The organism is Pseudomonas kermanshahensis, assembly GCF_014269205.2.
Taxonomy (GTDB): Bacteria; Pseudomonadota; Gammaproteobacteria; order Pseudomonadales; family Pseudomonadaceae; genus Aquipseudomonas; species Aquipseudomonas kermanshahensis.
Map to the genome: position 1 here is coordinate 5,006,272 of NZ_JABWRY020000001.1, position 14,464 is coordinate 5,020,735.

9 protein-coding genes are annotated in these 14,464 nt (G+C 58.2%); 7 read left to right on the forward strand and 2 right to left on the reverse strand.

The genetic code is table 11. From position 1 onward, the window contains the following. Nucleotides 1–1,064: 1,064 nt before the first annotated feature. The 5 genes from HU764_RS22445 to HU764_RS22465 all read left to right on the forward strand — a co-directional run bounded on the left by HU764_RS22445 (nt 1,065) and on the right by HU764_RS22465 (nt 10,679). Nucleotides 1,065–3,560: a type I restriction-modification system subunit M gene (locus HU764_RS22445; protein ID WP_186702337.1), complete on the forward strand. Its 2,496-nt coding sequence runs from the start codon at nt 1,065–1,067 to the stop codon at nt 3,558–3,560. Then, nucleotides 3,553–4,875, forward strand: coding sequence for a restriction endonuclease subunit S (locus HU764_RS22450; RefSeq protein ID WP_186702338.1), 1,323 nt, complete (start codon nt 3,553–3,555; stop codon nt 4,873–4,875). The genes HU764_RS22445 and HU764_RS22450 overlap by 8 nt, the downstream gene beginning before the upstream one ends. Before the next feature lie 48 nt (nt 4,876–4,923). After that, on the forward strand, nt 4,924–6,576 hold the full coding sequence (locus HU764_RS22455) for an ATP-binding protein (RefSeq protein ID WP_186702339.1): 1,653 nt from the start codon (nt 4,924–4,926) through the stop codon (nt 6,574–6,576). Between the two features lie 78 nt (nt 6,577–6,654). Then, nucleotides 6,655–9,981, forward strand: coding sequence for an HsdR family type I site-specific deoxyribonuclease (locus tag HU764_RS22460; protein WP_186702340.1), 3,327 nt, complete (start codon nt 6,655–6,657; stop codon nt 9,979–9,981). Beyond that, nucleotides 9,978–10,679, forward strand: a complete 702-nt coding sequence (locus tag HU764_RS22465; RefSeq protein WP_186702341.1) for a M48 family metallopeptidase — start codon at nt 9,978–9,980, stop codon at nt 10,677–10,679. The genes HU764_RS22460 and HU764_RS22465 overlap by 4 nt, the downstream gene beginning before the upstream one ends. An 82-nt stretch (nt 10,680–10,761) precedes the next feature. Here the strand turns inward: HU764_RS22465 and pdxR are convergent, their stop codons facing one another. Next, the gene (gene pdxR / locus HU764_RS22470; protein WP_186702342.1) at nt 10,762–12,180 is read right to left on the reverse strand and encodes a MocR-like pyridoxine biosynthesis transcription factor PdxR; all 1,419 of its coding nucleotides are present in this window, start codon (nt 12,178–12,180) and stop codon (nt 10,762–10,764) included. 87 nt (nt 12,181–12,267) lie between these two features. Between pdxR and HU764_RS22475 the strand changes: the two genes are divergently transcribed. Together HU764_RS22475 and HU764_RS22480 are read left to right on the forward strand one after the other, a co-directional pair. Beyond that, nucleotides 12,268–12,714, forward strand: a complete 447-nt coding sequence (locus tag HU764_RS22475) for a GNAT family N-acetyltransferase (protein ID WP_186702343.1) — start codon at nt 12,268–12,270, stop codon at nt 12,712–12,714. Continuing rightward, nucleotides 12,711–13,331 (forward strand): FMN-dependent NADH-azoreductase, encoded by a 621-nt coding sequence (locus tag HU764_RS22480; RefSeq protein WP_186702344.1) that lies wholly within the window; start codon nt 12,711–12,713, stop codon nt 13,329–13,331. Before HU764_RS22475 ends, HU764_RS22480 begins: the two co-directional genes overlap by 4 nt. On the opposite strand, the gene HU764_RS22485 is transcribed toward HU764_RS22480, so the two are convergent. Next, the gene (locus HU764_RS22485) at nt 13,309–14,337 is read right to left on the reverse strand and encodes an alpha/beta hydrolase family protein (protein ID WP_338109082.1); all 1,029 of its coding nucleotides are present in this window, start codon (nt 14,335–14,337) and stop codon (nt 13,309–13,311) included. The genes HU764_RS22480 and HU764_RS22485 overlap by 23 nt on opposite strands. Nucleotides 14,338–14,464: the final 127 nt, after the last annotated feature.

Below are 14,464 nucleotides of genomic sequence, written 5' to 3' on the forward strand. Positions count from 1 at the left end.
TTGCTCACAATATGATCCAAGCCGCAGAAATTCCTGCTCATCAAGCAAAACCGTTACTTTTGACATGGGTATGTTACCAATCTGGACTGCGCAGTAGTGCGCACTTATGCGCCTTTGTGGGCATTTTAGTCCTGAGGGTGTCAGTTTGCAAGAATTGATTTTTTTCTTTAGAGAGGTGTCTAGAAGGGGCAGAAAGCGGCGGAGAATTGGTACAGCACTGGGCTCGGTACAAGCTCCTGAGAACTCCGGTCGACGCCCGTTGAACGCTCAGATTTTGATCGATCTGCCAGTCGCGTTGGCCTGACAACCACAATCCATAATTTCTGCGATACCTTGGGGATACCGTTGCGCTTCCTCATTTCTGGCGGTCAAACCAATCATGCGGACGAAGACAGCATTCCATCGAACCAACGTGATCGTCCGCGTAAATGTTCTATATGGTTTCTTGCCGCCGAGGGCAGTGACGTTATGGAATCACTACCAAGTTGCATGTGGTATTAGCGACATTTCTCTGCACACAGAGCTTACATCCAGTTATCACTTTCACGGACGGTAGCGCTAAAAAATGTATTCCCATTGGTATTCCCGTGAGAATAGATAATAGGCTTTATACATTCAAAACATCAAATTATGACTTAGATTCAGATTCCCCCGGCTCCACCAAATCCTAAGAAGAAGACGCCCTCGGGCGTCTTTTTTTGTGCCTGGGATTTGGAGGTTCGAAGCTTCAAGCGCTGCAGCTCCATTGAGAAAGGCGCTACAAAACGCTTCTCTGAACAGCCCGTAAAATCAGACTCAGCCTCTTTCAATCAAGCCTTTTCCCTACAAGAGCCAGCGGCTCATTACCTCCCTGGCAGCCTGTCTTACAGACCAGAGCCGATCACAGCACCACCTCGCAGATGTAGCCCCCCCCCTGACCCGAGCGTTGCCCCTGTGCTACCCCGGTTTACTGGCCCATGCAGCCGAGACCGCTCAGTACTGAGCTTGGATTGGGATACAATCACCGGCATTTATTACCATCAGGATCGGCATCCGTTCCCTGAGTGCCCACAAGAGATTGCGCAATGCCCCTCACGCTGCAACAACTGGAACGCCATCTGTTCAAGGCTGCCGACATTCTGCGCGGCAAGATGGACGCCTCGGAGTTCAAGGAATACATTTTTGGCATGTTGTTCCTCAAGCGCTGCTCCGACGTTTTCGAGGAGCGCTATGAACAGGTCGTTGCCGATGAGATAAGCGCCGGCAAGAGCAAGGCCGAGGCCTTTGTCACGGCGGAAAACCCGCGCTGGTACAAGCGTGATGGCAATTTCTGGGTGCCCAGCCATTCACGCTTCAGGTATTTGCTTAATGAAGCGCACATCAACGTCGGCAACCTGCTCAATAAGGCGCTGGGCGGCATTGAGGAAAACAATGTCTCCCTGGAAGGGGTGCTGGAGCACATCGACTTCACCCGCAAGGTCGGCCAGGGCAAGATTCCGGATCAGAAGCTGCGCCAGTTGATCAGTCACTTCGGCGATGTGCGCCTTCGCAACAGCGACTTTGAATTCCCCGACCTGCTCGGGGCTGCCTATGAGTACCTGATCGCCGAGTTCGCCGACTCGGCCGGCAAGAAAGGCGGTGAATTCTATACGCCGCGCTCGGTTGTGCGGCTGATGGTGCACCTGCTCAAGCCGACTCTGGCGCACGATGTCTACGACCCCTGCTGCGGCTCGGGCGGCATGTTGATTGCAGCCAAGGAGTACATCGACGAACACGGCGAAGATGGCCGCAAAGCCAACCTGTTCGGCCAGGAATTCAACGGTACCGTCTGGTCCATCGCGCAGATGAACATGCTGCTGCATGGCATCAGCAACGCCTGGTTGGAGAACGAAGACACCCTGGCCGACCCCCGGCATATCGAGGCCGGCGAACTGCGCCGCTTTGACCGAGTCCTCACCAACCCGCCGTTCTCCATCAACTGGGGCCATACCGAGAAAAGCCCGGATGGCAGTTTGGCCTGGAACCCGACATTCCGCGAGCAGCGCTTCCGCTTCGGCGAGGTGCCGCTTGGCTCGAAAAAAGCCGACCTGATGTTCCTCCAGCACATGCTCGCCGTAACCCGCGACGAGGGCATGATCGCCACCGTACTGCCCCATGGCGTGCTATTTCGGAGCGGTGAGGAGCGCAGCATCCGCGCTGGCATTATCGAGAACGACCTGCTCGAAGCCGTAATCGGCCTGCCGGCCAACCTGTTCTACGGTACCGGCATCCCGGCCTGCATCCTGATCCTGCGCCAACAGAAGCAGGAAGGTGCCAACCGTGTCAGCGCAAAACCTGCTGAGCGCCAGGGCAAGGTGCTGTTTATCAACGCCGACCGCGAATACTTCGAGGGCCGTGCGCAGAACTACCTGCTGCCCGAGCATATCGAGAAGATTACAACCGCCTTCGACGAATTCCGTCGGATCGAAGCCCTCAGCGACGTGGTGGATATCGCTACCCTGCGCGACAACGATTACAACCTGAACATCCGCCGCTACGTGGATAACGCACCGCCGCCCGAGCCGCATGATGTGCGTGCGCACCTGCTGGGGGGTGTGCCCAAAGCCGAAGTTCAAGCTAAAGCGCAGCTATTCGCCGCCCACGGCCTCGATCCGCACGATCTGTTCGTGGAGCGCGACGCACAGTATCTAGACTTCCACATCGACCTTACCCGCCGCACCGACATCAAGCCTGCAATCGAAGGCAATGCAGGCCTGCAGGCCAAGGAAGCCGCCCTGCGTGAGGCATTCGAGCGTTGGTGGCACGAACACAGTCCGCGTATCACCGCACTGGCAGGAAAGCTAGATAACAGCGCTGCAATGGTCGAACTGCGCGGTGAATTGTTGGCCAGTTTTAGCAAGACGCTGGAAGGCATCGGCCTGCTCGACCCCTTCCAGGTGAGGGGCATCGTCGCTGGTTTCTGGTACCAGAGCAAATATGACTTTCTCGGCCTGATGGCCCGCGGCAGCCGGGGTGTTATCGATGCCTGGCGCACGAGCATCATCACTGCTCTGGAAGACAAGACCAGCAAGCATAGCCCGCTCGAGCACAAGCTAGTGAAATTCCTGCTCGGTGATTTCGTTGCCGAGTTGGCCGAGCTGGAAGCGGAAAAGGTCAAACTAGATAGTCAGCTCAAGGCCGCATCCCCAAGCAAGGGGGAAGAGGCTGACGAGGCTGACAGCGCGACTGATACAGATGACGAGGAGAACACCGTCGACGAAGCCCAGCTCAAGGCCTGGAAGGCCGAGTTGACCAAGGTGAAGAAACTGCTCAGAAACCGGCAGGATAACTTCGCCAGCCACCTGAATCAGGCCGTCGACGGGCTGGACGAACCACAAGCCGCCGAGCTGCTGTTGACCATTCTGCACAACGATATGCAGGCCATCGTCGAGCGCTATATCACCGCGCAACGCAAGCTACTCGCTGCTGCCTTAGAGAATTGGTGGGACAAGTATCGGGTGACACTGAACGAGATCGAGCACAAGCGAGATGCTGCGGCGCTGGCGCTACAAGGGTTCTTGAGGGGGCTGGGGTATGTGTGAGCAGGCCAATAACCCATACGAAGATTTCCTGCAGAAGTTACCTTGCGACTGGGAACGTCTTGCGATTCGCGAAATCGGCACAATTACTGGCGGGGGTACGCCCTCGCGGGAGATACCTTCCTACTGGCATGGAGATATTCCGTGGGTTACGCCTGGCGAGATCAGTAGCACGCAAACTCAACTGCTGCATCGCACACAAGAGCACATCAGTCACACTGGGCTAAATGGCAGTGGAGCTAATTTGCTTCCTGCAGGCTCGTTGATGGTTACTACTCGGGCAACACTTGGGGCCAGAGCTATCAATGCTGTTTCGATGGCAACCAACCAAGGCTTCAAGTCGATTATTTTCAAGAACCTCGCCGATGGAGGGTACTATTTTCACCTTTTTGAGAAGGTTAAACCTGAGCTGGTCCGTCGAGCCTCAGGAACAACCTTTCTCGAAATATCAGGTGCCGAGTTTGGCAATATTCAGGTACCAAACCCGCCCAATCTTGAAAAAAAACTCATCGTCCAAATCCTCGACACCCTCGACACTGCTATCTGCGAAACCGAGGCTCTGATCGACAAGCTCAAAGTCGTCAAGCACGGCCTGCTGCACGACCTGCTATCTCGCGGAATCAACGTCCATGGCCAACTGCGACCACCGCAGAGCGAAGCACCGCAGCTTTATAAGGAATCGCCGCTAGGGTGGATTCCAAAGGAGTGGGAAGTAAAACCGGCGGAAAGTGTCTGTGAGGCTGTGATTGACTGCAAAAACCGCACGCCACCGATTGTGGAGAGCGGTCATCCAGTTGTTCGAACTCCGAATGTTCGTGATGGGAGATTTGTATTCACAGAACTCGTATTCACTGACGAGGCATCTTACAAAATCTGGACGCAGCGTGGGCGCCCTCGCCCAGGTGATGTACTAATCACACGAGAAGCACCTGTTGGCGAAGTGTGCTTGGTTCCTGCCGATATGCAGGAGGCTTGTTTGGGGCAACGCATGATGATGTATCAGCCAGATCCCTCACTTTTGCGTAGTGACTTCATGCTGATTGCGCTTATGTCGCAACCTGTTCAGCGTGTCTTGATTGACAAGGCAGGTGGCTCGACAGTCGGTCATGTGCGCGTTGGTGATATTCGCCTACTCGCGGTGCCTGTTCCGCCATTGACAGAGCAGGTGAAGATTGTCGATCAATATCAAGCGGCTGTAGAACGGTTAAGCGCAGAAGAGAGCACCTTGGTGAAGCTCCGATACAGCAAAGTAGGCCTGATGAATGATCTGCTGACCGGCTACGTGCGCGTCACCTCGCTGGGGGAAGCATTGTCATGATTTGTGCACAAATCGTTCAACGGCCTGTTGGACAAATGGAACCCTGATATGCCCCATCGCCTGCCGCCCCGCGAATCCCTTACCGTCGAGTTCAAGAGCGACCGCAGCAAGCTCCCCGACCGCGAGCTGATCGAGGCGCTGATCTGCCTGGCCAATGCCGAGGGCGGTGAGCTGTGGTTGGGCGTCGAGGACGACGGCACACCCACCGGCCTGCATCCCGAGCATCGCCTGCTGGAAGGCTTGGCCGGCATGGTCGCAGCGCGTACCTCGCCGTCGCTGAGCGTAAAGGCCGAAGCGCTCGACATCGACGGCGTGACTGTAGCGCGTATCCATGTGCCTAAAGCCCTGGGCGAGGTTGCCACAACCAGCGGCGTATACCTGCGCCGCCGGCTAAAGCACGACGGCACCCCCGAATGCGTGGCCATGCTGCCGCATGAGCGCAACAGCCGGGCGAGCAGTTTCGGCCTGCTCGATGTCTCCGCCCAGCCGGTAGCCGGTGCCACCCTCGCCGACCTCGACCCGCTGGAGCGCGAACGTCTGCGCCAGGCGGTACAACAGTTCGGCGGCGACCGCGTGCTGCTGGAGTTGGACGACGAGGCCCTCGACGGTGCGTTGCTACTGACCGCGCGCCAAGCCGATGGCTCGCGTGTACCGACCCTCACCGGCCTGCTTTTGATCGGCCGGGAAACCTCCTTGCGCCAACTGCTGCCCACCCATGAGTTCGCTTTCCAGGTGCTGGCCCAACAGGCAGTGCGCTTCAACGAGTTCCGCCGGTTCCCGCTGCTCAAGGCACTGGACTGGCTGGAAACCAACTTCCGCCCCTACAACCCCGAGGAAGAACTGCAGGTAGGGCTGTTCCGCGTGCCAGTGCCCAAGGTCGATCTCGGCGCCTTTCGTGAAGCCGTCGCCAATGCCTTGGTCCATCGCGATTACCACGGCAGAGGCGCGGTGCATGTGCGCCTGGAGGACGATGCCCTGGTGGTCAGTAACCCCGGTGGCCTGGTTGATGGCGTGACCCTGACCAATCTGCTGGTGACCGAACCGCGCCCGCGCAACCCGGCGCTGGCCGATGCCATGAAGCGCGTTGGCGTAGTTGAACGCTCCGGCCGAGGCGTGGACAAGATTTTCCGCGGCATGCTCAAATTTGGCCGACCGGCCCCAGATTACAGCTACACCACCGCCCAGAGCGTGGTACTGCGCTTGCCCACTGCAGAGGCCGACCTGGACTTCCGCCGCCTGGTAGTCGAGCAGGAGCGCGCTACCAACGCCGAACTGCCCATCGACAGCCTGATCGCCCTGGCCGCCCTGCGCGAAAGCAAGCGCGTCACGGCCGACGAATTGGCCGTACAGATCCAGCGCGACACTGCAAGCGCCAAACGCACCCTGGAAGCCCTGACCGAAGCCGGCTTGGTGGAGGCTCACGGTTCTACCAGAGGGCGCAGCTACACGCTGTCAGCCAGCCTGTACCAGGCAGTGGGCGATAAAGCCGCCTATACCCGCCAGGCAGGCTTCACACCCATTCAACATGAACAAATGGTCTTGAACTATGTGCAGCAGCATGGGCAGATTCAGCGCTCTGAAGTAATGGATCTTTGTCGCCTTTCACCTGATCAGGCGGCAAAACTGCTCAAACGAATGAAAGGCAATGGCGCATTGATACAGCACGGTGAGCGGCGTTGGGCAGTCTATAAGCTCGGCTAAAAACGCTATGAGCCGCTATGAGCCGCTATGAGCCTGTATGAGCCCATACACGCCTGAACTGGATTAAAGGAGTAACCCGTGGGCTGGGAACTGGAAGACGTCGAAAAACCCTTTGTAACTCAGTTACAAGGGCTGAACTGGAAGCATATCGAGGGTAGCTTCGACGACCCAGCCATCACTGGCCGCAGCAGCTTCAGTGAAGTCATTCAGCGGGGCGCACTGACCGAGCGCTTGCGTGCCATCAACCTGCGCGACGGTCAGCCTTGGCTGGACAATGAGCGCATTGCCGAAGCGCTGGCGGCCATTACCCGTGTGGGTACCGGCAAGCTGATGGAAAACAACCAGACCGTCACTGAGCTGCTGCTCAAAGGCATCACTGTCGATGGTCTCCCAGGCTGGGAAGGCGGGCGCGGCCAGACTATCCAGTACATCGACTGGGACACCCCCAGCAATAACCACTTCAGCGTGATCAACCAGTACCGGGTGGACTGCCCGCCCGGCTATAACAGTGGCAAAAAGTTTATCGTTCCGGATTTGGTGTTGCTGGTAAACGGCATCCCTCTGGTAGTGGTGGAATGCAAGAGCCCCTCCATTCCAGAACCGCTGGCCGAGGCTGTCGATCAGTTGCGCCGCTACAGCAACCAGCGCAAAGCGGCCTTCGAGGTCGAGGAAAACGAGGGCAACGAGACACTGTTCGCCAGCGTGCAGTTGCTGATCGCCAGTAGCTTCGACGAGGCACGGGTGGGCTGCATTGGTGCAGGCTTTGGGCATTTCTCCCAATGGAAGACAGTGGTTGGCCCGGATGGCAACGGCAGCGAGCAGTCAGTAGTCGAGCACTTGAGAAAAGCCAAACTGTCCGAGCAGGAGCGCCTGGTGGCAGGCATGCTGACGCCCGCCCATTTGCTCGACCTGATCCGGCATTTCATGCTGTTTATGCAGGTTGGCGGGCAGACCATCAAGACAGCCTGTCGCTACCAGCAGTACCGTGCGGTAAACCGCACGGTAACCCGCATGAAACGCGGGCAGACGCGCCTTGAGCATGGCGAGAGTGACCAACGCGGCGGGATCGTTTGGCATACACAGGGCTCGGGCAAGAGCCTGACCATGGTGTTTCTTGTGCGCAAGATGCGCACAGATAGCCAGCTGCGTCGCTTCAAGATCATCGTGGTCACTGACCGTAAAGACCTGCAAAACCAACTCGCTGCCACCGCTGCTCTGAGCGGTGAACTGCCAGAGGTGGCCTCCAATATTGAGGGTGTTAAAGCCTTGGCACGTCGGCAGGGCCCCGGCCTGGTATTCGCCACCATCCAGAAGTATCGCAACACCGAGCAAGAGGAAGATGGGGAGGCACTGATCCCTGTGAACGCTGCGCCTTCCCTGAAAGCTGCCGAAAAGCGCGCGATCTACCAGGCAAGCAAACTGTTCGAGGTGCTCAACTATGACGAGAGCATTCTGGCATTGATCGATGAGGCGCACCGTACCCAGGCCGGCGATCTACACGCAAACCTGCTGGCGGGCCTGCCCAACTGCGTTCGTATCGGTTTTACCGGTACACCGATCATCATGGGCGATAAAAAACGCACCCACGAAATTTTCGGTGCGTTCATCGACAAATACACCATCAAGGAAGCCGAGATAGATGGCGCGACAGTGCCTGTGCTTTACGAAGGACGCACTGCCCAGGGCGCTGTGAAAGACGGGGCCAGCCTGGATGAGCTGTTCGAGGATTTGTTCCGCGAGCACAGCCAGGACGAGCTGGAACTGATCAAGAAAAAGTACGCCACCAAAGGCCATATCCTCGATGCCCCAGCGCTGATTGCCGACAAGGCGCGCGATATCCTCAGACACTACGTCACCCACATCCTGCCCAATGGCTATAAGGCGCAAGTGGTGGCCTATAGCCGGATTGCAGCTACCCGCTATTTTCATGCACTGCAGGCCGCCCGCGATGAGCTACTGGCCGATGCCGAGGCACTGTCAGCAGCGGAAAAGGATCTCGACGATGAAGCCCTGTGCCAACGTCCGCCCAAGCTGCAGGCGCTTATACAAGCGTGGCGCTACCGCGACAAACTCCGCAGCCTGGAATTCGCACCGATAATTTCCAGCTCAAATAACGATCCGGCCGAGTGGAAGACCTGGACGGATGGCAGCAAGCACGAACAGCTGATCCAACGCTTCAAGAAGCCGCTGAATCATGAGCAACCTGGCAAGGCCGATCCGCTGGCCTTCCTGATCGTCAAGTCTATGTTGCTCACCGGCTTTGACGCCCCCATCGAAGGGGTGATGTACCTTGACCGGCCAATCAAGGAAGCAGAACTGCTGCAAGCCATTGCACGGGTCAACCGTACGGGTCTCGGCAAGCGCTGCGGCATTGTGGTCGACTACTATGGGGTCGCCAACCACCTGCGCGAAGCCTTGGCAGCCTACGCCGACGAGGATATTGAGGGTGCGCTGAGTAGTATCAAGGACGAGGTGCCGGTGTTGCGTGATAGGCATCTGCGTGTGGTGGATGTGTTGCGTCGCCAGGGCATCGAATCGCTGGAAGATGCCGAAGCCTGCATTGCCGCACTGGAATCGGAAAAGGTGCGCGCCGAATTTGCTGTAAAGCTCAAAGCGTTCCTCGACTCATTGGACACCGTACTGCCACGCCCCGAGGGCCTTCCCTTCGTCAAGGATGCCAAGCGCCTCGCCTATATCCATGCACGGGCGCGTGGTCGCTACAAGGACCTGCCGCAACTGGGCAAGGATGTCGGCGCCAAGGTGCGCAAGCTCATCGACGATCACGTTATCTCACTGGGCATCGACCCAAAGATTCCGCCGATCCAGCTCACAGATGCGGACTTCGAGAAGCAGCTGTCGCGTAGCGTCAACGACCGCGCCAAGGCCTCAGAGATGGAGCACGCCATTCGCTCGCATGTGCGCAAGCATGCTGATGAAGATCCCGTGCTTTATCGTAAGCTGTCCGAACGCCTGAACGAGCTGCTCAAGTCACTGGACGAGCAGTGGGAGCAGTTGGTTGAGCAGATGCAGAAGATCATCAACGAGCTGCGCAGCGGTCAAATGAGCGATGACTACAGCCCCCTGGATCTGCCCGAGCACTATGCTCCCTTTCTACGCACACTGCTGGATGTGGTGGGTGCCGACACTAATCCAGAGCCCGCCGAGCTGCTGCGCCTGAAGGATGTGACAGTAGAACTGGTCGATATGTTGGTAGGCGAACTCCAAAGCCACCGCGATATCTGGAGCCCGCGCAAGCGAGCGGCACAGGAAGAGCTGGCCGGGCAGCTATTCGATTACCTGATGCGCCTGCGTCCGCCCTTGGTTGATGGCGATACGGCGGGTGTGCTTTCTGACCGCCTGATAGATCAGGCCAGAGCCGGTCATGAACGATTGATGCAGCTATGAGCGATCAAACCCTCACCGTAGACGATCTGCAACTGACGCTACGCCGCAGCGCGCGGCGTAAGACACTACAGATCACCGTCGAGCGTGACGGCGCACTTATTCTGTCTGCCCCGCCACAGGTTGAAGAGCAAGCGCTACGGCAATTCGTAGCGGAAAAAAGCTTCTGGATTTACTCGCGTCTTGCCGAAAAGGAACGGCTGCAGCGCGCCATCCCTACCAAGGAATACGTCGACGGAGAGGGGTTTCTATACTTGGGGCGAAGCTATCGCCTCAAATTGGTTGATGAGCAAGATGTGCCGCTGAAACTTTCTGCCGGTCGCTTCCGCCTACTGCGTAGCGAACTGCCACACGCTCGCGAACACTTTATCCGCTGGTACAGCGAACATGCCCGCAGTTGGCTGGCCTTGCGCGTCAGGAACCACCAAGACCGTATGGACCTGACTCCAAGCGGTGTGCGTGTTCAGGACTTGGGCTATCGCTGGGGCTCCTGTGGCAAGGGTGCACAGCTCTACTTCCATTGGAAGACCATTCTACTGCCCAAGCCTATTGCAGAATATGTGGTGGTGCATGAGATGGTGCACCTGCAAGAGCCACATCACACCCCAGAATTTTGGCTCCGTCTGGAGCGCATCATGCCTGACTATGCACAGCGCAAGACATGGTTGGCAGAACATGGGATCGAAGTCGAAGGGGTCTGAAGCTTTTTCCCTGCTCGTGACCTTCCAAACTTCTGACTGACATTAGCCTCTAGTCCCAAAGCAAATGGTCAAGCGGATTGGATCAGCGCCGTAGAGACACGCCCCCAATCTGTGCCAATAGAACCGCCACCGTCGATGCCTGTTCGGCACTTGCTATGTTGGTGAACCCAAGCACTAGCCCATGCCTGTGCTCAGCTTCCATATACCACTGCGACAACGGCTCAACCGCAACCCCAACCGCCCGAGCACGTCGCGAAATCTCCCTATCGTCCCCTTCACAAAGCCCCGCGACCAAGTGCATGCCCCCCGCCTGAGGGTCAATCAACACCCGCTCCCCAAACTGCGCCTGCAGCGCCTCAACCAACCACCGCCGCCGAACCCCATAAAGCCCGCGCATCTTCTTCAAATGCCGCGCAAAGTGCCCCTCCTGCATAAACGCACTAACAGTCGCCTGCAACACCTGCGGGCAGTGGTTATGCAACCGGTCCGCCTGGCGGGCAAACGCCTCGCTCTGCTCCGCCGGCACCACCAGATAAGCCAAGCGCAACCCTGGAAACAGCACCTTGCTAAAGGTGCCGGTATAAAGCACGCGCCCCTGCTGGTCGAGGCTCTTGAGCGCGGGCAAGGGCTTGCCTTGGTAGCGGTACTCACTGTCGTAATCATCTTCGATGACCCAGCTACCGCGCTGGTTCGCCCAGTCCAACAGTGCCAACCGGCGCGGCAGTGACAGGGATACGCCCAGTGGGCTCTGGTGGGTCGGCGTAACCACGGCGAAGCGTGCGTCGGGGGCTCGGGCAATGCCTTGCGCGACGTCGAGCCCGTCTTCATCCACGGGGACCGGCACCAACTGTGCGCCAGCCTCCAGCAGGGCATTCCTGGCCATGAAATACCCTGGCTCTTCCATCCAGCACCCATCGCCTTGGCGCATTAACGTGTGGCTGATGAGGTCGAGGCACGCTCGATAGCCTGCACACACGAACACCTGCTGCGGGTGGCAGGTAATGCCCCGTGAAATGCCCAGGTAGGTGGCGATGGCCGCGCGCAACGGGGCATGCCCTCGTGGGTCCGGGTAGACCAGCCCTTCAAGGCCAGCCTGGCGCAGCTGGCGGCCTGCCAGTCTTGTCCAGAGTTTGCGGGGGAAGGCGTCCAGCGCCGGTAGGCCCATCTGCAGGGCTAACGGCTGCGCCCCTGAATGGGTGGGCTGATACGCCGTCGAGGCCACCGGGGTGTGGCGCGTGGGTGAGGACATGGGTGGCAGTTGCGGTGTGACCACCGTGCCGGCGGCGCCGCGCGCGGTCAGGTAGCCCTCCCCCATCAGCAACTGATAAGCCGCTTCGACGGTACCGCGGGCCAGATTGAGCTCTGCCGCCAACGCGCGTACCGCCGGTACTCGGTCACCCGGGCGCAAGCGCCCATCGGCAATGGACTCACGAAAGCGCAGATAAAGCTGACGGTAGATCGGCACTGACTGGCCGCGATCCAGCTTGATAGGAAGCATCATGGCCCAGTCATTTATGTATTTTATGGCCCTGCAGCTTAAGCCATTGCCGCACTAAGGTCAGCTATCACTCCACAGCGGACAATGGTCATGAATTACACACTGCAGCACCTCGAAGACTTGGAAGCCTTTCAGGCCAGTTTTGACCTGATGCGGGTACTGCGGCCGCACCTCACCCAACTGGATGCCTATGTCGATCAATTGGCCCGGCAAACTGGGCAGGGCTACCGTTTGCTGGCCGCCTGGGACGGTGAACAGGTCGTCGGCTTAGCCGGTTATTGCGAGCTGGAAAACCTGCTCTACGGGCGCTTCCTCTACGTGGACGATTTGGTGGTACGGCCTGATGTTCAGCGCAGCAGCCTGGGTACCTCGCTGTTGAGCGCTGTTCGGGAAGAGGCCGTACGGCGCGGTTGCGCCCACTTTGTGCTGGACACTGGGCTGCATATGCCGTTGGCCCAACGCTTCTATTTCCGTCAGGGGCTACTGGCTCACGGCATGCACTTCACGCAGAACCTTCAAACAGAGAACCCAGCATGAACAATGTGCTCTTGATCAATGCCAGCCCGCATGGCCACGTATCCCATGCCAATCAGTTGGCAGTCGAGTTAGTGGCAACGCTGCGCCATCGGTATCCGCGGCTTGAACTCGTCGAGCGCGACCTGGGCCGGTACCCGCTGCCGCCGCTCGACATGGACTATGCCCATGCCCTGGCGACCCCCACGCCGTTCGACTCACCGGTGTTCGAGCACTCGGAAGCGCTGATCGGCGAGTTGGAACGCTGCGACATCCTGTTCATTGCCACCCCGATGCACAACTTCACGCTGCCTGCCGCGCTCAAGCTCTGGGTCGATTACGTCCTACGTATTCACCGGACATTCCGCTCAACCCCTGAAGGCAAAATCGGCCTTCTGAAACAGCGTCCGGTGTACGTGTTGGTGGGCTCAGGTGGTTTTCACCAAGGCGAGTCAGCGCGGCAACCGGACTTTCTGACGCCTTACCTGCACCAGGTACTGAATACCCTCGGGCTGCTCCATCCGCACTTCACCTACCTGCAGGGCTTGGTATTCGGTGATGAGGCCGTGCGCTTAACGCTTGAAGCTAGCCGTGCTCGGCTGGCACAGGAACCTCTGTTCAAAGAGCTGCTGGGTGCTTGATCCAGTCACTGATGAACGCCAACGTGCCGGGCGCATAGGCGTGACGCCCAAGCGCCACAAACAGATACTGCTTCCATAAGGGCCATTGCGAGACCAGCTGATAATTGAATAGCTCAGCCCTTAGCAAGCTATGCGTGGCGTTGGGGACTAGGACAACTTGCCTTCCACTGGCACCAGAAAATAACGCCTTGTAGACGTTCGAGTCTTCGGCCGCATTGACATTCACATCCTGCGCGCCCCAAACGGCCAGCACCGGCCCTTTCATGGTTTTCAATGCTGGCGTCACGTCTTCGTTGTAATTTTTGAGGACGAAATTGAAGCGGTCACGGTCCATCTCGGCAAAACCATCAGGGGCGTTTTGTTCATTGGGATGGCCGAATACCTTGTCGTTTATTTCGTACTCCTCGCGCACCCTCACTTCAACTTCAGCTGGCGTGCGTCCCTCGCCCGCCAATCGCAACCCGGTGTAGTACATGCCTTGGCGTCGCCAATTAACCGCCCCGCCGATAATTACCGAGAAGTCAGGGTCCCCTTCACTGGCGGCCCGCGGTATCACCCAACCACCTTGAGAGAACCCCAGAAAACCAACACTACGCCCAGCTACACGAGGTTCTTCACGCACACGTGCCAGTGCGGCCAGCGCTTCAGTAGCGCGGTCTGACATCGACTGGTTGAGCCAATTGCCGCCACTCTCCCCTATGCCCTGTTTGTCCCAGGTAAACACACCCACCCCCGCGTCGAGCAGGCTATTGATTAGCGGTAAATACCCACGGGATGCGAAGCGGTCCATAGGGCCGTCACCGTGAATGAGCAGCACGACAGATTGCACATCCATCGGCAGTACCAACGTTCCGACCACGTCCACGTCACCCGAGCGAAACTTCAACGTAGAGACTTGCGCGTCGTTGAGCTCAAAGTCGGATAGGTTCTGGACAACAAACACGGCCAGCCCCAGCAGCATCGACAGGCCACCTGCCAAAGCCAGCATCCCTAATTTTTTTCGCACGCCGATCTCTCCTTGTACCGGAGCAAGCAGCCCGGCTCATCCATTGCGATTTATAGACTAAGCACTTAGTCTAGAATACGCTCGCACAGAGTGAAGCGTCCAGGGCGCCGCAGCGGCCTCGGCACAG